15 protein-coding genes, 8 tRNA genes and 1 pseudogene are annotated in these 24,001 nt (G+C 45.0%); 9 read left to right on the forward strand and 15 right to left on the reverse strand.

Annotated elements, in window-relative coordinates; all coding sequences use genetic code 11:
* Positions 1-145 precede the first annotated feature (145 nt).
* The 4 genes from OQJ86_RS04400 to OQJ86_RS04415 form a co-directional block, all read right to left on the reverse strand.
* Positions 146-219 (reverse strand) — tRNA-Cys (locus tag OQJ86_RS04400).
* A 180-nt stretch (positions 220-399) separates the two neighbouring features.
* Positions 400-473, reverse strand: a tRNA-Cys gene (locus OQJ86_RS04405).
* A 5-nt stretch (positions 474-478) separates the two neighbouring features.
* Positions 479-554: transfer RNA gene (locus OQJ86_RS04410), tRNA-Gly, on the reverse strand.
* 97 nt (positions 555-651) lie between these two features.
* Positions 652-738, reverse strand: a tRNA-Leu gene (locus tag OQJ86_RS04415).
* Between the two features lie 490 nt (positions 739-1,228).
* Here OQJ86_RS04415 and OQJ86_RS04420 point away from each other — a divergent pair.
* The 4 genes from OQJ86_RS04420 (at position 1,229) to OQJ86_RS04435 (ending at position 5,357) form a co-directional block, all read left to right on the forward strand.
* Positions 1,229-2,275, forward strand: coding sequence for a hypothetical protein (locus tag OQJ86_RS04420; RefSeq protein ID WP_265986717.1), 1,047 nt, complete (start codon positions 1,229-1,231; stop codon positions 2,273-2,275).
* Between the two features lie 79 nt (positions 2,276-2,354).
* Positions 2,355-3,413 (forward strand): hypothetical protein, encoded by a 1,059-nt coding sequence (locus OQJ86_RS04425; RefSeq protein WP_265986719.1) that lies wholly within the window; start codon positions 2,355-2,357, stop codon positions 3,411-3,413.
* Positions 3,414-3,494: 81 nt separating this feature from the next.
* Positions 3,495-4,442, forward strand: a complete 948-nt coding sequence (locus OQJ86_RS04430) for a CHAD domain-containing protein (RefSeq protein WP_265986721.1) — start codon at positions 3,495-3,497, stop codon at positions 4,440-4,442.
* 126 nt (positions 4,443-4,568) lie between these two features.
* Positions 4,569-5,357, forward strand: coding sequence for a lipase family protein (locus tag OQJ86_RS04435; RefSeq protein ID WP_005440995.1), 789 nt, complete (start codon positions 4,569-4,571; stop codon positions 5,355-5,357).
* An 82-nt stretch (positions 5,358-5,439) separates the two neighbouring features.
* On the opposite strand, the gene OQJ86_RS04440 is transcribed toward OQJ86_RS04435, so the two are convergent.
* From OQJ86_RS04440 to OQJ86_RS04490, 11 genes and pseudogenes are all read right to left on the reverse strand, one after another.
* Positions 5,440-5,685: a hypothetical protein gene (locus OQJ86_RS04440; protein ID WP_005440998.1), complete on the reverse strand. Its 246-nt coding sequence runs from the start codon at positions 5,683-5,685 to the stop codon at positions 5,440-5,442.
* Positions 5,686-5,822: 137 nt separating this feature from the next.
* On the reverse strand, positions 5,823-7,346 hold the full coding sequence (amyS, locus tag OQJ86_RS04445) for an alpha-amylase (RefSeq protein WP_265986723.1): 1,524 nt from the start codon (positions 7,344-7,346) through the stop codon (positions 5,823-5,825).
* Positions 7,347-7,664: 318 nt separating this feature from the next.
* A tRNA-Cys gene (locus OQJ86_RS04450) sits at positions 7,665-7,738 on the reverse strand.
* 5 nt (positions 7,739-7,743) lie between these two features.
* A tRNA-Gly gene (locus OQJ86_RS04455) sits at positions 7,744-7,819 on the reverse strand.
* 97 nt (positions 7,820-7,916) lie between these two features.
* A tRNA-Leu gene (locus OQJ86_RS04460) sits at positions 7,917-8,003 on the reverse strand.
* A gap of 249 nt (positions 8,004-8,252) precedes the next feature.
* Positions 8,253-9,959, reverse strand: coding sequence for a D-lactate dehydrogenase (gene dld / locus OQJ86_RS04465; RefSeq protein WP_265986725.1), 1,707 nt, complete (start codon positions 9,957-9,959; stop codon positions 8,253-8,255).
* A gap of 446 nt (positions 9,960-10,405) precedes the next feature.
* The gene (locus OQJ86_RS04470; protein WP_042606065.1) at positions 10,406-11,308 is read right to left on the reverse strand and encodes a LysR family transcriptional regulator; all 903 of its coding nucleotides are present in this window, start codon (positions 11,306-11,308) and stop codon (positions 10,406-10,408) included.
* A gap of 166 nt (positions 11,309-11,474) precedes the next feature.
* Positions 11,475-14,742, reverse strand: a pseudogene (locus tag OQJ86_RS04475) (glycoside hydrolase family 3 N-terminal domain-containing protein).
* A 654-nt stretch (positions 14,743-15,396) separates the two neighbouring features.
* A tRNA-Cys gene (locus tag OQJ86_RS04480) sits at positions 15,397-15,470 on the reverse strand.
* 244 nt (positions 15,471-15,714) lie between these two features.
* On the reverse strand, positions 15,715-17,169 hold the full coding sequence (viaA, locus tag OQJ86_RS04485) for an ATPase RavA stimulator ViaA (protein WP_265986730.1): 1,455 nt from the start codon (positions 17,167-17,169) through the stop codon (positions 15,715-15,717).
* Positions 17,170-17,178: 9 nt separating this feature from the next.
* Positions 17,179-18,840, reverse strand: coding sequence for an ATPase RavA domain-containing protein (locus OQJ86_RS04490; protein WP_045419713.1), 1,662 nt, complete (start codon positions 18,838-18,840; stop codon positions 17,179-17,181).
* Positions 18,841-19,111: 271 nt separating this feature from the next.
* On the opposite strand from OQJ86_RS04490, the gene OQJ86_RS04495 reads away from it, so the two are divergent.
* The 5 genes from OQJ86_RS04495 to OQJ86_RS04515 all read left to right on the forward strand — a co-directional run bounded on the left by OQJ86_RS04495 (position 19,112) and on the right by OQJ86_RS04515 (position 23,953).
* On the forward strand, positions 19,112-19,627 hold the full coding sequence (locus OQJ86_RS04495; RefSeq protein WP_265986731.1) for an NUDIX hydrolase: 516 nt from the start codon (positions 19,112-19,114) through the stop codon (positions 19,625-19,627).
* A 24-nt stretch (positions 19,628-19,651) separates the two neighbouring features.
* On the forward strand, positions 19,652-20,656 hold the full coding sequence (gene ltaE / locus OQJ86_RS04500; protein ID WP_265986732.1) for a low-specificity L-threonine aldolase: 1,005 nt from the start codon (positions 19,652-19,654) through the stop codon (positions 20,654-20,656).
* 78 nt (positions 20,657-20,734) lie between these two features.
* Positions 20,735-21,061, forward strand: a complete 327-nt coding sequence (locus OQJ86_RS04505) for a c-type cytochrome (RefSeq protein ID WP_265986733.1) — start codon at positions 20,735-20,737, stop codon at positions 21,059-21,061.
* Positions 21,062-21,279: 218 nt separating this feature from the next.
* Positions 21,280-22,812, forward strand: a complete 1,533-nt coding sequence (gene yfcC, locus OQJ86_RS04510) for a putative basic amino acid antiporter YfcC (protein ID WP_005426784.1) — start codon at positions 21,280-21,282, stop codon at positions 22,810-22,812.
* Between the two features lie 145 nt (positions 22,813-22,957).
* Positions 22,958-23,953 carry a succinylglutamate desuccinylase/aspartoacylase family protein gene (locus OQJ86_RS04515; protein ID WP_265986736.1) on the forward strand — a complete coding sequence of 332 codons (996 nt, stop codon included), beginning with the start codon at positions 22,958-22,960 and terminating at the stop codon, positions 23,951-23,953.
* Positions 23,954-24,001: the final 48 nt, after the last annotated feature.

Raw genomic sequence — 24,001 nt, forward strand, 5'->3', positions numbered from 1 at the left:
TACGTCGGTAAATAGCGATGAAATGCAATTATTTATGAAATTTGAAGAAGTTAGTTTTGCTGAAGTTCTTGAATGGTCAGAGGTCTGAATTGAAGCTTCTGGTTTGATTTAGGAACAAAGATGTTTGAGTTACGAGGAAAGATAATGGAGGCGCCTCCCGGAATCGAACCGAGGTCCACGGATTTGCAATCCGCTGCATAGCCACTCTGCCAAGGCGCCATTTTGTTGCTTCTAAGATGAAACATTGAGGTTTTCGTAAGGGATTGCCCTTTCGATGGTCGTTGTGAAAGATTCTATTTAAACTTGCCAGAAGCTAAATCAGCTTCAAATCATTTAAATAATCACACTAACCTAATCGCACATTCGATAATGAGATGCGATGGTACTCACTCTATCAAATGGAGGCGCCTCCCGGAGTCGAACCGAGGTCCACGGATTTGCAATCCGCTGCATAGCCACTCTGCCAAGGCGCCTCAACTGGAGCGACACACGAGGTTCGAACTCGTGACCTCAACCTTGGCAAGGTTGCGCTCTACCAACTGAGCTAGTGTCGCATAATTTGAGATGGTGCCCCGAGCCGGAATTGATGGTCCGACACTCGGCCGGTCAACTCGACGGCGGGATATTAAATTCACCCACTCAATTTTCGGATGGTGCCCCGGGCCGGACTTGAACCGGCACAACGCGAACGTCGAGGGATTTTAAATCCCTTGTGTCTACCAATTCCACCACCAGGGCAACGCAATCAATGCGATGGTAACACCACCTGCTCTAACGACCTTCGCCGTGAGAACGAGGCGTACTTTAACGGATTAAGATTCTAGGTCAACAACAAATTTTATCTTTTTTATTCATGCGGTTAAAAAGCAGACTCAGACGAGCACTCTTCAGTCAATTCGATCAATCCCTAAACACATCAAACCATTCCAACCCTGCTCTTCACCTGCTGTTACTCAATCATCGCTTTTCTTTCTAGTTAATGTCAGAAAGATTAAAAAGAGAAATCTATCAACAACTTTATAAATTACTCCCGCAAGCAATCTCATTTATAGGAATTAAAATTATCATTATTGTACTCCGGTAACACTTCACTGATTGGATGTGTTGATCGTTATTATTCATCCCGTTAATCATACCTTTCGAGCAAAAGTGATTTTGATGTTTGTATTTTGCTTATTACCACTTCGCTATTTTTGGCGAAACTAAACATTCAAAGGTTGATAACATCATGAATAAAATGACAAAACTAGCCGCACTCGCAGTAGCAATGGCTTTACCTACCGCTTCCAATGCAGCTATTGGTGATTACAAAGTGGTCCTCATCCACGGATTCCAAGCCGATCAACTGCAAACTAAACCAGCGCCATCGCAAGTTGAAACAGAAGGTGCGGATTATTGGAAAGACTATTGGATGCAGTATGCCGATGCTCGCATTGATTGGCCCTCTCATGAAAGAGTTGAAGGAAAAATAGCCAGTGATTATGTATGGCCGAAGCTGCAAGAGCTCTCAAGAAACGGGACTTGCCAGCCGGGTTGCGTGTTGGTAACCCACTCAACTGGCGACCTAGTTGCAAGACACCTGCTCGATAACCAAGAAAACTGGTTAACTAACGCAGGCCTATCTCCACTCAACATTGTCGCGACTTTCGACTTTGCAGGTGCTGGTGGTGGATCAGAGCTGGGCGATATCGTTATTAACATCACTGAAGGTGGTGGCTGGACAAACAGTGCAATGCGTTATGCGATTTCACTCTGGCTTGGCGATATGCCATCAAAAAACAACACCGGTGTATTGAATGATCTAAAAGTGTCAAACGCTCGCCAAATCGCGATGTTACCAGACCACCGTATCCCTCGAATTCGTTTTGTTGGTAACGGCAGCGACTACCTAAAAGCGACCGCAAGCTTCTTGCCCGGAAAAGACGATGGTGTTGTAGCGGCGCATTCCTCATGTGGCGCTTCTAGTTCAGGCAGTTTCGATAGCTGTTCTACTAGTCTTGCTATGGACGGAAAAATAGCTTCTCAAAGCAAGGGAGTGGCTAGCTTTATGCCAAACCACTACCCGTTCATCATGGGTAACGGTTATAGCCACAGCGAGGTCATTGGGTCGAAACACAAAGGTAAAGTCACCTCCAGTAATACGTCGATTGCCTTAGCGGATGGAAAATCGGTAAGCGTTGACAGCTACCAAGAGAACGGATGGTTTGGAAACAAGTACATTTACGTTCAAGGTTCTCAAAACGACACCATGCCAGAAATCGCTGTCGGCCTGTAAAGCGTCGTAATAAACAAACCAACGAGCCAAGTGTCATGCTTGGCTCTTCTCACCCAAAGCACGAAGCAAGAGACGGACTATGAGTAACAAAAAGCCAATCGCCATTGCGGCTTTCGTTTTGATTGGGGCTACGGCGTTGTTTCTATCGCAACAAAATCAAGAAGATGACTCCGCGAAGCAACAACCAGCCCAGCAGAATCAAACAGCCGCTTTGCCCAAGCCAACACCGAGCGAAACCATCACTATGGAGGGCGCGCCATTACCTCCCAAAGAAGAGAGCGTCGATGTGATTGAAGATATGACTTCTTCCCATGACTTATCTTTGATTGCAGAACGCCACGAAGAGGTCTTACAGTATCCAGCCTACTCTATTCCCATCACAGATAAGAACAGCCCGTATCTCGACTGGAATCATTTTGAAGAGGTCCCTGTTCCAGTGTTGAATGGAGAAGCCAAAGCAGCATTAAGCTTGGACAAATATCGTCATTTTTATCCAGACAAGATTGATGTTCGCTTAAAATCATCGACAAACTACGTGACAGCGTCACTCGACATTATTGACGTAGAAAGTCAGCAAACCCTCACGACTCTTCCTGTTCAAGAGAATGGTTGGCAAATAACACCAGAAGCAAACTGGCCACAAGAATTAAGATTGGTGGCACGCATCAGCTTTGAGCAAGGTGAAGATGTCATCAGTGCGGATTTACGCCTTTACCACTCTGTAGCCAGCATTATCAATGTAGACCAAGCGTCTTCGAATAATTCCGATATGGTGATTCCTATTACAGTTCAAGTGGACAGAGCGGGTATCTATCGAGTTCGTGGCAGTTTATATCAATCAAGCGGCTCGGCAGTTGCCTCTTTAGTACAAAAGAAACAACTGGCTGAAGGAGAACAAACCGTGGAGCTAAAAGCGTTCCACAATGTCTTACCCAATGGAAGAGCCGAGTATGAACTTCGTGACATCATGATAGAACGCATGTCTGGTTTCCCAGGTGAAAAAGCACAGTATGGCCAAAGTAAAGCAGAGTCTTATCCTATTGGGTCATTTGATTCGAATACCCTATCCGATGAACCTTATGAAATGAGTGATAAAGAAAAGCAACAGCTTGAATTTCTTCACCAAGCCGCCAATTAGCCGGAATATTTGTTAGCTGAAATAGGTAGAACTGGTCGTCACCTCCTAAAATTAAACCATGTTTGATGTAGGAGGATGGCGATGAAGCTTCCCAACAAGAAGGTTGCGGACTTTAGATTGAGTGCAGATTCGGATCTGAACTTTCTTTTACCCCGTCATCTAATGCATGAATTCGACTACGCAAGAACGCTTGAACAAGGCGTGATTGCCGAAACGGAACCTGAGTTCAATCATCAGTATCGAGTCACTTTACGACGTATTCGCTCTCTACTACTGCTTCTTAAGGCTAATTTCTGCCCCTTTGAATTCAAACTGCTCAAGCCAAACTTAAAGTTGCTAATGAAGCAGACCAACACATTACGCGACTTAGATGTGTTTCTCATCGATAGAGAGCATTACTTAAATCGATCACCGGAATACCAAGATAAATTGGCGTCGGTTTTTGACGTAATTGAAACGCAACAAATCGAAGCACTCAAATCTGTTAGGCAATGGCTCACCTCTGATAGCTATCTCAAAACCTGCGTCATGATTGAAAACAGCCTTCGCCGAGCATCTCAATATGAGGTGGACAATGTCGAATCCATTGTTGTTTGTTCGAACAAAAGAATCCTCCACCACTACAAGTTGGTAAGCAATGCATGTAAAGGCTTGAACAGAAAAAGCAACGATGGTGAAGTTCATCAATTGAGGATTGAATGTAAGAAGCTCCGTTACTTGCTTGAATACTTTGCTCCTTTGTATGTTCCTCACAAAGGCCACCTTGGAATACAGCACAGAGCGAATGTAAAACAGTTGAAGCAACTTCAAGACCGCCTCGGTGCGTTTAACGATACTTCCAATCAGCTCGACTTCTTTAGTAAGCAACAAAACGATAAGCAATTCACCAAGCCACAGCGTAAGGCGATTGGTCAGCTATTAACATTGGTAGAAAAAGACCATCAAACCGCCAAGCTGGCGATTTTCGCTGACTTAAAATCTTTCAAACGTGAGATAAAGAGAAGCGATGCTCTCGCCATCTATGCTTAATTTATGTCCAAGCCATAAAATAAACGCTATAGGCTGAGCAGTTTATTTTGCCTTTCCATACAGGTTCATGTTCTTTTCATACTTGACGTCTAGAGTTTGAAATTAACTAAGACAAAGAACAACAACGTGAAGCCTCTAAAACGATACCAATACGAACGCTACGCCGTACTCTGCAACCTTGCCTACCCCAGAGTCTTTAAACAGACCCGCTATGGGTTTGACCCTAATGGACAGCGGATCATTAAAAACGAGTTTGGCAAAACCATGATTCGTGTCCTGTGGAGTAAAAAGCGCACCGAAGTCGTTGTTGTCATTAAGGGGTCGCACAGCATTAGCGATTGGCTTTTGAACTTTGCCATGTGGACTCGTAGCTGCAAGCGCCTTGGGCTTAACTATCGCATCCATGCAGGTTTCTATCATTTGTTGTTTCAAGAAAGCCAACCTTCACGAAATGAAGATCGTCTTGGTTTGAGCGTGATTGAGCGACTAGAAGCCACCGTCGTACCGCTGATTCTACAAGGCAAGCGCATCACCATTACTGGGCATTCGTCGGGCGGCGCAATTGGCAGCGTGTTTGCCGACTATATCGAACGTAAGTACCCCAAAAGCATCAAGCGAGTAGTAACGTTTGGTCAGCCAGCAATTGGTGATTGGACATTCAAAAAGCGATACAAGTTAGGGCATAAAACCTATCGAATCTGTTGCGACATCGACATTGTTACCTTTATGCCTCCGGTGCCTTTTCTCTACTGGCATGTAGGTAAAATGCTTTGGCTTTATAACGGTAGGATTTACGAGAACACACCAACGTTGATGCGGCTTGGACGTTCTTTGGTGAGTTGGTTGATCCGCCCTTTTTCTTATCACTTGATGAGTAAGTACATACGAAACAAAGACTTCTTTGACGAGCGGTAATCCATCGCTTCGCGCAATCTGGGAAAAGGAACAGAAACAAAAAGAGCCAGTATTAAACTGGCTCTTTCTTCTTGGTTCAGAATTACAAAGACGCAATTTCTTTATCAAGTTGGTATTTGTTGTCAGTAACGATACGCTCTAATACCTCGACGCGCTGTTTTAGATCTTCTATTTGTTTATTAAGACCATCTCGCTCTTCTTTATTCATCTGCTTACGCTCAGAAATTTCGAGCGCTCTCACTTCTTTTCGATGATTGAGAATCAGCTTAACGATACCACCACCAAATATTGCACCGAATACAATCGCAACAATCAAAACGTCAGCCATAGATTCCTTTCCTTAATCTGCCTACTGATAATGCTCAGGTATAAAGTTACGCATATGTTTCATGAATATCAAACAAGACATTGATTAAATGCGCACTATTTTCGAAATTGGTCACACCTGCAATTCTGCGAGCCTGATTATTTAACGCCGACCCAAACAGAAACTGAACCGCCGTTCACTGGGAACTCTGCCCAACCGTTAGCGTCAGTCCAGACTTCTTCGGTGCGAATACCTAACTTATCGACGTAACGCGTACTCGGCGAACCTGTGTACATCCATTTTGTTCCGCCAGGGCCATCGCTCATGATAACCGCCATTGAGTTCGGGTGTTCCGCATCCCCTTCTCGTGTCCAACCAATCACATCCCAATGATCAAGGTAAGAGTGCTGCTTGCCATAAGCATAATCTTTACGGGCTTTCACCAACTGCTCAATGTACGGCACTTTCACCATATTGATGTCGTGTCCTTTATCGCTGTATTGTGCGCCGTAGTAATCCGCGTAGAACACTGACGGATAACCTTCTTCACGAAGCAAAATGAACGCGTACGCAAGAGGCTTGAACCACCAATCAACCGGAGACTCCAGCGCTTGCAGTGGTTGCGTATCATGGTTCTCGACCAATGTTACCGCTTTCACTGGGTTGTCCTTCATCAAGGTGCCATCCATGATACGGCGCATATCGAAGTTACCACCCGAGCGTGAAGCGTTATAGAAGTTCATGTGTAGCGGTGCATCAAACAATGACATGCTGCCAGAAGTCTTAGTGATAAAGTTGTGCAGATTGTTCACGTCGTAGTTCCAATACTCACCCACAGTAAACAGCTCTTTGCCTGTCTTCCAACGCAAGTAATCGATCCACTCTTGTAGGTACTGGTATTTGATGTGTTTCACTGCATCCATTCGGAAGCCATCCACACCCGTCATGTTTAAGTACCACTCGCCCCAGTCTTTCAGCTCTTCCTTCACTTCTGGGTGGTCCATGTCTAAATCTGCGTACATGAGGTAATCGTAGTTGCCTTTTTCAGAACTGACTTCCCAATCCCATGCTTTACCGTCACCTTTGAATTTGAAGATCGCTTTTTCTTTACCTGCGTCGTCCCAGTCGACCCCATCAAAGTGATACCACGTCCAATGGAAATCTGAGTATTTGTCGTTACGCCCCGGGAAGCTAAATTCGACCCATGCTTCAATCCATTTGTCGCCGAGCTCAATATTTCGGTTGTTCCAATCGACTCGCTTGGTGTCGACCCACGATTTACCATCCGCACCACCACGGTGGTTAAACACTACATCACCATAAATTTGAATGTTATTTGCGTGTGCCGCTTTGATGGCATCGAGGTATTGGTCTTTAGTACCGTATTTGGTTCGCACCGATCCTTTTTGATCAAACTCCCCCAAGTCATACATATCGTAAACGCCATAACCGACGTCGTTGCTGCCACCAGCACCTTTATAGGCAGGCGGTAGCCATAACGCGGTAAAGCCGTTGTCAGATAGTGCTGGCGTGTTGTTTTCAACTTGTGTCCAGAGTGCACCGTCATTTGGCACATACCAATGGAAATACTGCATCATGGTTCCATTTTGAGCCGCCATTACCGGCGAACTGAGCAGCAAAGTTAAAGGTAAAAGTGTGGGTTTAAGGTTGAATATTTTCATTATTTTTCTCTCACGTTTTAGGACGAAGCCCGAACTTAGAGAGCCGCAAGACAGGTAGAAGAAATCCAACTAACCGTCTGTTGTACAACAAAAAGTTCGGACTACAATCGTGGAGAAATTATCACCAATCACCCTCTACAATTATTGAGATGTGTAACATTTATAAAATCAATAACTAATTGAGTGCAATTATTGAATGCCGATCAAATAATCAGGGAGGAGATAATAAGTAAACAGCAGAAAGAGGAAGTAAAGCGCGTCGATTTCATTGCGCTAAAACGAAGAAAGCCCGTCATAATGACGAGCTTTCGAAAAGAATGGAGGCGCCTCCCGGAATCGAACCGAGGTCCACGGATTTGCAATCCGCTGCATAGCCACTCTGCCAAGGCGCCTCAACTGGAGCGACACACGAGGTTCGAACTCGTGACCTCAACCTTGGCAAGGTTGCGCTCTACCAACTGAGCTAGTGTCGCATAATTTGAGAAGGAGTCCCGAGCCGGAATTGATGGTCCGACACTCGGCCGGTCAACTCGACGGCGGGATATTAAATTCACCCACTCAATTTTTGGATGGTGCCCCGGGCCGGACTTGAACCGGCACAACGCGAACGTCGAGGGATTTTAAATCCCTTGTGTCTACCAATTCCACCACCAGGGCAACGCAATTAATGCGATGGTAACACCATCTGTTCTAACGACCTTCGCCGTGAGAACGAGGCGTACTTTAACGGATTAAGATTTCAGGTCAACAATAAATTTATTCTTTTTGATTCAGATGGTTAAAAACACGACTGAACGTATGGGAGTTGAGCAATTCGATTAAAACTCAAACGGCTTATTCCACTATTTCTTGATAAAAAAAGAGCCGCTGTATTAAGCGACTCTCCACATCATATCGGTTTATTGCTTACGCACAGCAGTTACAGTTGCGCTTGTAGCGATCCATTTTACCTATGCCTGGATTAAAGGTATTGGTTGGATCAAGTTGATGGTAGAACTTTTGCAGCGAGTTTTCCGCTTCGTACAGATGCCCTACGTTGTGTTCCGCTGGGTATTTTGCACCGCGACTGTTGAGGTGCTCCAACATTAGCGTCTTCATTAACTTGGTGTCGGTGCCCTTTTTGAAGACATAGTCTTGGTGGAACACATAACACATAAAGTGGCCGTAATAGAGGGACTTAACGAGGTTCTTAGTTACTTCCTCGGGTAATGTTTCTAACCACTCCTCATCGTTACGTCGTAACGCAATATCAAGAGCCACAATGTCTTCCACTTCCTTGCGATGAATGGTTTCGTAACGAATTGCTGCACCTGCTGCTGCAAAACGGTGTAGATACGCTTTCTTGCCCTCTTCTGGTGTACATTCGAAGAAGTCACTATCGTGCTCAGCCGCCCACACCTCTTTTAGGTATTTCTGCGCTTCGGCAATGCCGCCGTCACTCATTTTAAGTACAAGATGGTGCTCGTACTTATCACGGTATTCCAACATGCGCTTAGGAAGATGCTGCGGGAATAACTTGCTCGCATAGTAGAGAATAGTATCTGGCAGATATTTGCTTACCAACGGAACACGCTCTAAGAAGTTTTCAACCTTAGCTTTAAGCGAGAACATCTTAGGCAGATTGTCTGTGCCTAATAAATCGATAGAAAGGAAAACGTCTTTACCGTACTTCTCTGCCATATTGAAGATGTCACGGTGAAGGTACTCACCCATTTCTGGTAAGTTTTCGAATTGAGTAAGGAAGTCTTTTCTCAGCTTGGTCAATTTATCTGGATCGTTAGTACCTAGATAGAACACCTGCTCTTTTTCAGGGATTGGATAGCTATCGACTCGAACAGCGAACACGCCAAGCTTACCCGCACAACCACTCGCCTCGTACAGACGACGCTCATCCGCATTAAAGCGCGATGGGATATCAGAAGTCACATCACGAACACGTTCGTCGTATTCTTTGTCCGACGCCATGCGTTCATCATGAATCACTTTATCTGGGTCGAAGTTACCATCCTGGATATTCTGTAAGATCTCTTCAGGCGTCGAGCCTAATCCTTCAATACCAAGGTGGTTTACAAGATTGAGCTTACCGTCCTTGTCGACCTGAGCGAATATGGCAAGCTCTGTATAAGCAGGACCACGTTTAACCAAAGCGCCACCAGAGTTGTTTGCAATACCGCCCACAACGGTTGCGCCCAGAGAAGAAGAACCAATCACCGAATGCGGCGCGCGATTAACTGCTCGCAACTCTTTTTCTAGTGAATGTAAACTTGCCCCCGGAAGGCAAACCGCTTGCTTACCGCCGTCTAACAGATAGATTTGCTTCATCTTGGTAATATTGATCACCACCACATCGCGGTCGTAATCACTACCACTTGGCGCAGAGCCTTCGGTCAGACCCGTCTTGGCTGCTTGCATGATGATGATGCAATTATTGTCCACACATTGTTGGATGACCTTCCATTGTTCTAACAGAGTCTTAGGAAAAACCACCGCCAACGCCGTGCCGCTTCCTGAGCGAAAACCGCTGCGGTAATACTTGGTTTTGATTTGATCGGTAAGGACATTTTCTTCCCCGACAATGGTGACAAACGCGTCGATGAGCTGCTTCTGTTTCATATCCGTATCTCTAGTTATTATGCTCAGCCAATATAAGTAGTCCGAATCTGAACGTCCATGCCACCAAAGTCCGATAACGACGCCCAGACAAAATTAACTACTTTAATTACCCATAGATTCAATCACTTAAATTTCGAAGAACTGTAAAATCAACAAAGAAACTTATCGTTTCCAAAAAGAAACAATAGCAAAGTGTATTGTTAACAAATGTGCACAACATCCAAGAAAAGCAAAGTCAAAAGAATCACAAGGCTTTATATACCTAACCTTGACAGAATATTGAGTCAAAACAAAACCACAACATGTGAACACCATGACGTTATCGCAGCGTTATATCACTGTGACATTGTCGATCGACAAAGAAAATAGATAGATTGTGGAGTTTTAAATTTAGAGCGAATCCCTTCGAACAAAGGAGAATCACTCCTTTGAGAAAAGTTGAACCACTAGAATTGATGGCTACGACGTTGAAAACACTGATACAGATGCTCAATAAAGATCTTAATCTTTTCTGGTTGCTGACGTGTGTATGGGTACACGGCATAAATGCCCAAGCACTTAGCGGTTTCGTCTTTAAACAACTGAATCAGCTTACCTTGCTGCAAGTCTTCATAAACCAGTACCCGAGGCACATAAATGATACCTTGCCCTAGCAAAGCGACGTTACGTAGCGCAGATGAGTTATTGGTACATAGATTCCCATCCACCTTAACCTGATACACTTCATCATGACGCTTGAAAGCCCACTCACGTGCACCTGTCTCTTGATAGGCATAAACCAAACAGTTGTGCTTAGTGAGATCGTCCGGCGTTTTTGGTTTGCCATGTTTGGCGACGTACTTAGGCGATGCACACACAATCCAGTTTGCATCAACAAGCTTACGTGCGATTAGGCTTGAGTCTGGTAAAACCCCAGTACGAATGGCAAGGTCAAAACCTTCGTTGACGATGTCGGCGAATCGATTGTCCAGTTCCATATCAATGTTGATATCTGGGTAAGCTTGGTTGAATTCAGAAATAACGGTAGGAAGGATAAGTTCACCAGAGATGGTCGGAACGGTAATCTTGATATTACCGGATAGGCTCTTACCTAAACCAACAATGGATTCTTCTGCGGTTGCGACGGCTTGGTAAACGCTGCGAGCATGTTCGAAGAAGGACTGCCCTGCTTCTGTCAGTTTAAGCGTGCGTGTGGTTCGATAAAGCAGTTGAACACCTATCTCCTGCTCTAATTTGGCAATGCGCTTACTGACGACCGACTTAGTGAGTTCCATTTGTCTTGCTGCGGCGCTGAATGAACCCTGTTCAACCAAATGATAGAAAATAATGTAGTCGTCTGTATTTCTCATGTGTCTTCACTGCTTCCTTGTCGAGGTAGACATTCTAAAGAGATTTCACATAGATTGCCGCAAGAAAGTTCACACTTGGCTTTTAAAGGCTTCCTCAACGAGAAAGGCGAGCTATTGAGGCTCGCCTTGTTTCTACTCAATTGAGTAACTTTCCTAGATGGTCTGTTTACTTCGTGAAGTGAATATCACTGATTTCAAACTCTACGCCAGCTTGGGTATTTGCCCATGCGGGGAAGATAGTGAACGTCTTAACAGTTTGCGCCCAATACTTGTTATCGAACTTATCTCCAAATGTGGACATTGGAACCGTAACGGTAACATCAGAGTTTAGTGCAAGATTCGCAGCGGAAAGTTCCGGTACAAAAACATCTCCCGTATCGCCATCCGCATTAGCAAGTTTCAGCACTAAGCCTGTTTGATCATTATCAGGCTTTTGTGAGCCAAAGGTAGTGACATTCACTGTGAAGACTAGTGAACCCGCTTCCGCAAAGTTTTCCAAGTTTTGTGCATCAAAGTTGAAGTGCAATAATCCTTTGTAAGCCTCTGGACTAGCACTGTTATACGTGACTGTTGCCCCATCTGTTACCGGGGTTACTGTCATGTGTGTTTCCCCATCAGGAATTGGCCCCCAACCTTCAGTGGTATATTGGTCTGAAGCATTTATCTGCGCATTGAAGTCAGCGAATAGGTTATAATTGTCACCCGTTAGTGGTGGCAACGCATCTTCTAGCATGTCTTCACAACTTACCGCATCAGAAGGTAATCCTTCAGGGTTTGGAACGTAACGGATCTTACCCAAATCAAACTCCACCGCCTCCGTTGCGTACATCAAGAAAGACGTGTTCAACATTTGGAAACTCATGCCAGTATCTTTCAAGCATTGAAGCGGCACTTTGATCGTCGTCCAAGTGCTTTCTGACGGTTCTGGTAAGACTTTGTTAATGTTAACCTCACCGCGACAAGGATACTCACAGTGAGTCGATAGCACTAAGCTCTCTGGCGCTGCAGTTACCATGCGAATATCAAACTCCAAAGTCGAATCCGCATTCATGTAGCTGTTGTAATCAACACCCTTTTCATCTGGCGTTTGCATGTAAATTTGAGCGGCTGAATTGCCAACAAAATCACCAGTCTCTCCCGAGAACTTCACATTGATTGCTGACTGCTGCATGCCATCGTAGTTGATGCCTTTCGTTGTTACTGAGCCGATTGTGGTGGTGTCTTTGCTGATTTCCAGTCCAGACCAACCATTCGCACTGCCTGACATACGTGCAACAAACTCTCCTTTTGCATCTTTACCGAAGATCTCTAATGGGAACTCAGCGATGCCGTTATCTGGCTCGTCCATTCCACAGCCATAATCACGAGGATCAAGCGGGATATCGTTCAAGTCTTCATATAGAGCAGGAACTTCGGTCTGATTTGCATAGTTCAAACCATATCCATATGGGAACAACGGCTTGTGTTCGCCTTCGATATCTTGCTCAATCAACTCACCATTTATGCCATCAATTGGTGTCGTGTAGTTAGGGATATTGAGTGCCTTGCGGTTGATTGTGGTCGAACACTTCTTAGCGCCCCACGAATAAGAGAGCTTACCTTTGAAATCCGCACCATCTTTTGCGAACAACACATCAGTAATACCTAGACCTTCCGTACCCGGCAACCAAGCTGCAACGAACGCATCTGAGTTGTTGAGCTCTTCATTGACGTAAAGTGGACGACCAGAGAAGAATACCGTGACCACTTTGTATCCCTGCTCTTTTAGCGCTTTGATCGTATCAAGATCCGCTTGATAAGAGGCTTTTAGCTTCGAAAATTCAAGCGTTTGTGCTTTGCTGATGTCACCGAACATTTCTGCATAAGGATCTTCACCGATAACCACAAGCGCAGTAGCTTCTTCTGGTGTTGTTGCTGAAGCATCGGTAAAAACGTTTTCTTCACCAACTTCTTTCTGCATTGCCATAAGCACCGTTTGTGCATTCGGGAAGTCTTTCTCAATGGTATTGCCATCACCCTGCCAAGTAAGCGACCAACCACCTGTTTGTTTGGTGATGTCGTTGGCAGCCGAACCTGTTACCAAGAATTTCGAATCGGATTTCAAAGGTAGGATTTGGTCTTGGTTTTTAAGCAATACTAAGGATTCAGATACCGCTTGGCGTGCAATAGCAACGTGTTCTGGCGCGCTCAATACGGATTGTTCGCCTGCCAATGAACGTTCTGAAGGCTGTGGTTTTTCCCAAAGGTTTGCACGCATTTTCACACGCAAAATACGCGTCACGGCGTCATCGATACGCGACATTGGAATAATGCCTTCGTTTACTTGGTCAATCACATTCTGATAGAACGCTTGCCAATCGTTGCGTGAAGTCACCATAAAGACATCATTACCAGCGATTACAGCTTGAGGACAATCAGCTGCGCTACAGCCGTTGATCTCGCCTTGTCCAGCCGTCAAAGCCTAATTTGCCCTTCAAGACATCAGTAATCAGGTATTGTGAGCCGTGGATTTTCTGGTTTTGCATGTAATCGCCACCATCCTCAGCACCGTCGATACCGACCATAGGATCGTAGTTCGCATCGTTCCACCATGAGTTAAACGACGACATCACCACTTGTGCGCCTGCATTCAAGCCACCGATGTAGCCCATTGCATGAATATTGCGTAGGTACTCTTCTGTGTAACGGTTTTCACCATGGTCAACACCACCCAACGTACCACCGTCACCGACCCAGTGCTTCACGTTAGAGATTACGTTAGTGTCCCCTTTTAAGCCTTCTTCACCACCTTGAATGCCTTCCACCATGCGCTTCGCGTATTCATACACGATTTCTGGATCTTCCGAGTAGCCTTCATATACACGTCCCCAACGATAATCGCGTGGTGTCGCAACGGTCGGTGCGAATGTCCAATCAAGACCTGTCGCAACAACCTCTCTTGCGGTCGCTTTTCCTATTTCTTCAATCAGATCAGGGTTGCGAGCTGCACCTAAGCCAATGTTATGAGGAAATACCGTCGCCATGAAAACGTTGTTGTGGCCATGTACTGCATCTGTCGCCCACATAAAGGGAATTCGGAATCCTCGGTCAGCATAAGCGTCTTCCAATGCTAACCAGTATTTATCCGCTTCGTCCGCCCAATCTTGTGCGGTCGCGTATTTATCATTGTTTGGAAAACCGCCACCACCATTTAGGATTGAGCCAAGCTTATAGGTTTCCGCCTCTTGTGGAGTGACCTCACGAAGGTCCGGTTGTACCATCTGACCGACTTTTTCTTCTAACGTCATTAATGCAAGGATACGTTGGATTTCTGCTTCCATCGCATCATCTTTTTTAATAGCACTGTCGACATCCTTCCATTCCGCAAAGTAAGGAATAGGACTGGTTGAAATGGTGTCACTGTCTGAATCATTGCAGCCTGAGATCATCGCCATTGAAACGAGAATACTGACGATTGTTTTCTTTGTTCGTAGCACGTTATTGCTCCTGAAATATTTTGTTATCCAACGGGACCACACGCCAGAGACGTGCTAGTCACCACTAATTTTTCACTACAGGGGTTTTATTTAGACTACTGAAATAAATGATAAATAATTCTGTGTTAGTCACAGAAATATGCTGATTGGATACACGCATTAGTTCATGAAACAAATAAAGATATCGTTAACAGTTTGATTGTTCGTTAAACGAGAAGGAGTAAGGCTTGTTGCACTTTTGTATGATATGCATGGTATTTCGCAGATTCATAGAAATGTGATTTGATTTCAAATCTTGAAAAAACGTATTAGTGATAGATGTTCCATATTCAACAATTTAAATTAGTGCCAAATTGCATAAGTTTGAAGCATATTCACACTATGTGGCGTTATTAATTCTTCTCGCATCTTAAGTTCACGAAGTAGCAAAGTAATAGCGCTACCACGAAACCGAGAGAACTCAGAAGTGAAGCTCTACTAAGTCGCAAAGCACGACACATGTGAAACAGTAAAGAAAAAACAAAGTAGTGATTGACGGCGGCAAAAGGAATTGATGGAACAGGAATTTTAGATACAAAAAAAGACGCCCTAGGACGTCTCTTTTTATGAATTTGGAGGCGCCTCCCGGAGTCGAACCGAGGTCCACGGATTTGCAATCCGCTGCATAGCCACTCTGCCAAGGCGCCAAATTGTTTACGCTTAAAGGCTCTGCCCCGTTGCGTTGGGTGCTACTTTACGGATTCAGGAAATATAGTCAAACAAAAATCTTTTATTTCCGCTTCGTTTGCTTTGTTTTAAACCAAACAGTCGATAATTCGATCTAATCGGTGCCTTATTACTAATGGCTTTATTGCATATCACCGAACAAAAAACGACAAAAGCGACCGCTTAAGCCGCTTTTGCTTGTCACTTTTATACTGTTCGATGGTGTTAGCCGTTTGCGACGCGTTTAAATAAGCGCCCCACTACGTTTGGATGGTAAGACCAAGTGTGGTCAAACATCAACATTAACGCTGGGTTGCCATACTTCGATAAGCTAATGGCATGAAAGCGGTTCTTTTTCGCTTTTAACGCATCGACTTTTGCAAGCAACTCATCTTGCTGTTTTGGTGCAATGAAGTCTGAGATAACAACCATGTCGGCATTTTTGTATTTGTCGCTGTTCATTAGATCAATAGATTTAATTAACGTTGGCTCCAAATCCGTCCCACCATGGAAGCTGTAAGTTAAAAAGTCAGCGGCTTCACGTAAACCATCCTGACGCGTTAGCTCGTAAGTAATGTGTTCAGTGGAGAAGATGATCACATAGCAATCTCGTTGTTCAGCCAGAGCGATTTGCATAAGTGCGTAAGCCATGGCTTTGGCACATTGCTCCGGGAATCCACTCATCGAACCTGACGCGTCAACACAAACGATAAATGGGCCTTTTTCAACGTCCACCGCTTTATGATCGGGTTTATGCGCTTTCACTTTACGTAGTGTGCGAGACTTACCTTGCGTGCGGTAGTTCATCAAGCGTTTATCAACCAAATGCTTGTAGAACACGACTTCTAGCTCTGGATACGCTAAAAACATGGTTTCGTTAGGTAGCAGTTTGTTGAGGTCGTCACTTTCATGAATACCGACGATATCGTCTGTCGCTTCGTCACTCTTTTCCTCAACCATTTGCAGCTCTTCTGCTGGTGCGTGGTTGAGGTCAGGATCATTCACTTGCCCCGCCATGCGACCAAGTTGCTCTGCGATCTCTTGCAAACCTTTGTGCTTTTTAAGGAACTCTGCGTGGCGCTTCATCACGGTTAAATCAGTTTTACTCAACTTAGCGGACGCCATATCCCACAAACGCCCAACGCTTTCTTCGTCACCAGACTCCGTCACTTTATCCATGTTACGCATAGTTTCCATACGTTGATAAAGATCGTTGAGGACTTTTTCTTTGTTCTCTTCAAGCTCAGAGACTTGCGCTTGTTTGATTGCTTCTGCAAGGCTTTGATACCACTGGTCACAGAAGTAATGAGGGAACATTGGGTTGTTCACCCCCTTGTTCTTCTCCATCATGCGACGCGCTTGCATGTAAAACGCCGAGTGCCATTCAAGGTTTTTGATCACGTCATCAATTCGTTCGAAAAACTCGTTTTCATCCCAATAAATCACTTCTTGATAGAGTGCGAGTTCCTGTTGAAAACGTTCTGTCTCACAGACTTTCGTCATGCGCTTTTTCACGTTGCCACGCCATTTAAGTAGATGGTTTTTCACCGAGGATTTCATACCTCGATTTTCTGCCATCATCATGACTTGTGAGCGCGCCATTAAATCGTTAACCGCACTATCAATGATGCCTGAATCTGCCACCATAAGTGCTAAGCTGAGTCCGTCTGCACCTAACATGTCGTCTCCTTAAGAGAAAAACTGATGTAAGTTTTTAAAGCGCTGAATGATCTTCTCGCTTTCACCTTGGATAGACTCAAGTCTCTGGCTCACCTGTTGCAGACTCGACTCCATTAGACGTGGTAACTCTGGATCCACGAAACTGTGAGGTAATGCGCCATGAAAGTTGGCTTTAACCTTACGCATATGATGTTCAGCTTCACTCAATTGGCTGACTGCTTTTTCGCTTTCTGCCAACCATTTTTGGTAAAGCTCAACGTCTAAACCTTGTTGGGTGACCAAGCTCACCAACACACCACGGTTTGCAATGTCACGGATCACTAGGTTATTGGCGGCATCGACATCAAACCGCAGACGACACATATTGGTGTTTTGGTTCACGTAGCCATACACATCGCCATGACCTTCTTTGATCACTCGGTCAAGCTCGTCTTTTGGTACGTATACCCAGCGGCTGTCACCCTTCTCTGATTCAGATACCGACATGTTGCTTTGCAGAATAACCAGCTTAACCAGATTCACCGCCGCGCCTACTTTGTAAGTTTTCGCTTTGGATGTATCGAAGCTCATGGTTTCTTTGCGAAGCAGGCCCGTTGCCACTTCAGCGTTTAGCGTCATGCGATATTTGTCTTCAAGTTCATGCTGCACATCAACCAAAGATTCACGACAGTATTCGATCTCTTGCTCTGCTTCTTGCTGATCAAAGGCATGTTTTAGTGCGAACTCTTGAATCACACTGCGAACGACATCGCGTGACTCAGGGCTATTCCATAAACAATCTTGCAGTAGCAGAAGATCAAGTGGGTTGATTTCATCACGACCATTGAAAAACGCGCTCGCTTTAAGCAATTTGACCGCTTTTTTCCAACGGCGGTCAGACACGTACATGTCTGTTAATGATGCGTCGCCAAACTCAGATTCAACTTTGGTTTCCAACATAGACTTAAGTTGGTATAGCTTTTCGAATGTATTGTCGGTGAGAGTCAGCTTATCGAGCTGTTGCTGCCAGCGGTGGTATTCTTCGTCTGTGATCGCCAAACCCTCTGGAACCTGCGCTTCTTGAGACGTACCCACTGTCAGCATGGATTTGAAGTTTTGCTTATCCTGAATGCGGTTTACAAACACGCGCACCAACATGCGGTCGTAAAGTGCGTCTAAACCACTATCTTCGTCTGGTAGTTCGTTTGATGCAGAAACCAAAAGGCGCATCGGTACACGTTCAATTTCACTGCCGTTTTTGAACGTCTTTTCGTTCACAACAGTCAAAAGCGTATTCAGAATCGCAGGACCTGCTTTCCAAATCTCATCAAGGAAAACCACCTGTGCCGTTGGTAAGTAGCCTTGAGTAAGACGGACATAACGACCGTTGTCTTTTAGCTCTTGAATGCTCAATGGACCAAACACTTCCTCTGGTGTTGAGAAGCGAGTCATTAAGTACTCAAAGTAACTACTGTTATCAAATGCTTGGATAAGACGTTTGGCGATTAAGCTTTTTGCAATACCCGGAGGACCAAGAAGGAAGACGCTCTCACCCGCTAGAGCGGCAAGAAGACAAAGTTTGATGGTGTGTTCGCGTTCGTAAACGCCGTCGGTCAGTGCTTTAGCCAGCTTGTTGATACGCTCTGAAAGAAGCGCCTTTTCTGCATTTGATGCGAAAGATGGTTGAATCATAAAAGCTCCGGCTGTTGAACTGAGGCTGTATATTTAATTTTATACATTTGTTATCACTTTGTTACAAGTGTATTTTTTAGTGAACCTCGGTTATACCAGATGCTCTTCGCGCGCGTGCGCGGGTAACCATAGTTTTCATTTATGAGACATAACTCACTGAATGTGCTGATTTCATAAGAGTATGAAACCATTTTCTACTTTTGTTTCACGCGGTTTGTGGTTAATGTGCAAAACACGTCAACACGCGGTTACCGCTAGGATCCACAACTGCATGAGCAATACAATTCATAAATGGAAGCAGATTTCTCTGGTCGAAGAGGAAGTTAAACTACCAACTGGTCGGATGATCACACATACCACTATCCAACACCCCGGTGCTGCCGTTATCTTACCTATTACTTCAAATGGCAACATCGTTCTTGTTAATCAATTCCGTCCCTCTCTTAACAAATGGCTGCTTGAATTGCCTGCTGGCACACGTGAAGGCGATGAAGATCCGTTGCACTGTGCTCAAAGAGAGTTGGAAGAAGAAACAGGATATAGCGCCGAAAAGTTCACATCGCTTGGTCAAGTTACCCCTCTTGCTGGTTTTTGTGATGAAATCCAGTACTTGTTTGTTGCTGAGCAACTGAACAGGACTAATCGATACGAGTGTGACGACGATGAAGTGATTGAAGTGGTGACATTGTCACGAGAAGAACTCGAACAACAAATTATTCAAGGCATTATTACGGATGCCAAAACTATCGCTTGCCTAAGCAAAGCTCGTCTTTGCGGTTATATTTAGGTCTTTTCGACCGAGGAGAGAATTATGGACTTTCGATCAGATACCGTTACGCAACCTACCCAAGCAATGCGTGAAGCAATGTTTACCGCTCCGGTAGGTGATGATGTGTACGGTGATGACCCAACCGTTAACGAGTTAGAGCAATTTGCTGCTGAGCTTGCGGGCTTTGAAGCGGCAATGTTCACGACCTCTGGTACACAAGCAAACTTACTTGGCTTAATGGCACATTGTGAGCGCGGTGACGAATACCTATGTGGTCAGCAAGCGCATAACTACAAGTACGAAGCTGGCGGCGCGGCGGTACTGGGGTCTATTCAACCTCAACCGATTGAAAACAACCCAGACGGTACTTTGCCATTCGATAAACTAGAAGCCGCTATCAAGCCAGATGACGCGCACTTTGCACGTACTCGCCTACTTAGTCTAGAAAACACCATCAACGGTAAAGTGATTCCTCTTTCTTACCTTGCAGAGGCTCGTGAGTTCGTGAACAAACATAACTTGCAGATGCACCTAGATGGCGCTCGCGTATTTAACGCAGCTGTTGCGCTTGATGTTCCAGTGAAAGAGATTGGTCAGTACTTTGATTCAATGACTATCTGTTTATCTAAAGGTTTGGCTGCCCCTGTTGGTTCACTGCTGCTTGGTAGCAAAGAGTACATCGCAAAAGCTCGTCGCCTAAGAAAAATGGTCGGCGGTGGTATGCGCCAAGCAGGTATCCTTGCAGCAGCAGGCAAACTTGCTCTTACCGAACAAGTGGAACAGCTAAAACAAGACCACATCAATGCAAAGACCTTAGCGGAAGGTTTAGCGGAATTGCCTGGTTTCTCTGTTAATCCAGAATTTGTTCAAACCAACATCGTCTTTGCCAAGCTTGATCCACAAGTGGAAATCGCTGGTATCGCAGAAAAGATGAAGGAGCAAGGCATCACGATTACCCCAGGAAACCCAATCCGCTTCGTGACGCACAAAGATATTTCGGCACAAGACATCGATACCTTCCTAGCAAGCCTTAAATCTCTGCTTTAACTTGATTTTGATCATTGAGCTTCCCCTAAGGGGAAGCTTTATTCTATGCGCTTTCAAGAACTACAATGAGTGCATTTCATGCTTAGATACGTGCTTCTAACGTCTCTTCTTCTCTCTTCCTCTGTTGTGGCGAAACCTTTTGGTGACGTTGATAAAGGCAAACTCAAATCGCCAAGCTGTGTTTACTGTCATGGTTCGAACGGCATGACGACAAACGACGCTTACCCTAACCTAGCCGGTCAGAATGCTCAGTACTTGTATGATTCTATGAAAGCCTATCAAGATGGGCTTCGCTTAGGTCCTTTGGCTGAGATGATGGCAGCCCAATTACGCATGCTAAATGATGAAGATTTGCACGATGTTGCCGCGTTTTATTCAGAACAAACACCTCATGCAGAAAAGTGAATAATTATGGGACTTGTGAATCACCACAAGTCCTAACTCCGTTTTCATTCGCACAACATCTAACCAAAACAATTAACCATTAAATCATTGATAAGCAACTCAACCCTCTTCAGATCAAATTATTGATGAATTTATAGTTCATCAACCCAGTTAATATTGACTTTTTATTCTATTTTATCGATATTTCATGCTTTCTATAATTCGACGTGAAATAGGTTATGTCTCACACACACGCTCAGCCATCGGAATCGGCGGCAACCCCTAAATCATGGCAGATGCCTGATACCCTCATTTTGATCTTCATTGTTGGTATTCTTGCTGCGATTCTTACCTACTTAATCCCTGCTGGTCATTTCGATAGCCAACAGGTGACCTACATGGTCGACGGTGCAGAAAAAACTCGCACAGTTATCGATCCATCTTCTTTCTCTTATGCAACCGACGAAAACGGTGAATTGGTTTACAACAAGGTTGGACTGTTCGCTTCAGGCGGTGGCATTGGTCTGATGAACTTCCCATTCGAAGGTCTGGTTTCAGGCTCTAAATGGGGCAGCGCGATTGGCGTTATCATGTTCATGCTGGTTATCGGTGGTGCATTTGGTGTGGTAATGCGCACAGGCACAATCGACAACGGTATCCTTCGCCTTATCGATAAGACCAAAGGCAACGAAGCGCTATTCATTCCCGTTCTGTTCTTGCTGTTCTCTTTGGGCGGCGCAGTATTTGGTATGGGTGAAGAAGCCGTTGCATTTGCGATTATTATCGCACCGCTTATGGTTCGTCTTGGCTACGATGGTATTACTACAGTAATGGTGACCTACGTTGCGACTCAGATTGGTTTTGCAACGTCTTGGATGAACCCATTCTCGGTAGCAATTGCACAAGGTATTGCCGGCATTCCTGTTCTATCCGGTATGACTGTACGTATGGGTCTTTGGGCGGCTTTCACCGCGATTGGTATTGCTTTCACTATGATTTACGCAGCGCGTATCAAAGCAAACCCTGAGCTTTCTTACAGCCGTCGCACTGACAAATACTTCCGTCAGCAAGAGCTAGGTGACCACGATTCTCGTTGGAACCTAGGTGATACCCTAGTAATCCTTACGGTTATCGCAACGACAGTATGGGTTGTTTGGGGCGTAGTGGCTAACGCATGGTACATTCCAGAAATCGCGTCTCAATTCTTCACTATGGGCTTTGTCGTTGCGATCATCGGTACGATCTTCCGTCTGAACGGCATGACGCTAAACTGCGCGGCTGACGCATTTAAAGAAGGTGCAGCAATCATGCTTGCCCCTGCTCTATTGGTTGGTTGTGCGAAAGGTGTATTGCTTATCCTAGGTGGCGGTACTACTGACGAAGCGAGCGTACTGAACTCGATCCTGAATAGCGCTGGTGGTGTGATCAGCGGTCTTCCTGACGTTGCCGCTGCTTGGTTGATGTATGTTTTCCAATCTATTTTCAACTTCTTCGTGACTTCAGGTTCTGGTCAAGCAGCGCTGACAATGCCTCTATTGTCTCCTCTTGCAGACATCGCTGGCGTTACACGTCAGGTAGCCGTTCTAGCATTCCAACTTGGTGACGGTTTCACTAACGTTATCGTTCCTACTTCAGCGTCGCTAATGGCAACACTGGGGGTATGTCGTATCGACTGGGGTGACTGGGCGAAATTCTGCTGGCGCTTTATGTTATTACTCTTTACCTTATCGAGCATTGTCGTCGTCGCAGCTCACGTGATGGGTTTTGCGTAAACTGATTACCAATATCCCCAAGCAACTTAAACGCGAAAGCGGAGTTTGGGTATAAAGAATAAGGCGAGACAAGTTCTCGCCTTTTTTAATTCAAGCCGTATGGCAAACAAGCATCGAAGTAAGATGTTTTGGAGTGACAACTTTAATGGCAACACAATTTCTGGATGACGTAATTCAAGGTCATCAAGTCATTCAATCTCTTGACGTAAAAGACTTGCCTGCAGGCGAGCACAAGTTTTGGTTCCGTATCGCAACCAACGCCCTATCTCAATGGCAACATTTGCCTGTGTTGGTTTTCAAAGGCGAAAAACCGGGTAAGAAAATCATGATCACAGCAGGTGTTCATGGTGATGAATACAACGGTGTTTTAGCGGCGCAAAAGACCGCTCGTGAACTGATTGGTAAAGACATCGCAGGTACTGTAACTGTCGTTCCGACCATCAACCTAACGGGTATGCTGAACCACAGCCGCGACTTCTTCTCTGCGGATCCTGATGCATCTCCTGCAAACTTAAACCGTTTCTTCCCTGGCGATGCAAACGGCAACGAAGCAAACCGCTTCCTATTTGCTTTGTGGAATAACCTTCTAAAGCCAAACGCAGAACTGGCGATTGATTTGCACACTCAAACCACTGGTGCTGCTTACCCGCTGTACGTGTTTGCCGATTTCCGTATTGAGCAATCTCTGGAAATGGCTCGCCTCATTAACCCAGATGCGATTCTTAACGATCCGGGTGACGCTGGAGTACTTGAAACCGTCTGGAACAACAGCGGCATTCCAAGCATCACCATTGAAGTGGGTATGGGTCGTTACACAGAACAGGACCTGATTGACCGTACCGTGACTGGCATCTTCAATATCCTTGCTCGTCATGACGTAGTAACTAGTGAAGTTGCAGAAATCACTCCTTGCTTAGAAGGCAAAGACATCATCAGCATTCGCGCTGAATTGGGTGGTTTTGTACTACCACAAGTGAAGATGATGGATAAGGTAGAACAAGGTCAATTGGTTGCAATTCAATACGACAGCTTTGGTGATGAGATTCAGCGTTACACAGCGCCGACGGAAGGTACAGTGCTGAGCCACAACATTGAATCGATCCGAGCACCAGGTTCATTAGTTGTTCGATTAATTAAGTAATCCAGAACTCAGTTAAATACATGCCCCACTTTTTGTGGGGCATGTTTC

The sequence above is a fragment of the Vibrio sp. Sgm 5 genome (assembly GCF_026241575.1).
GTDB lineage: Bacteria > Pseudomonadota > Gammaproteobacteria > Enterobacterales > Vibrionaceae > Vibrio > Vibrio jasicida.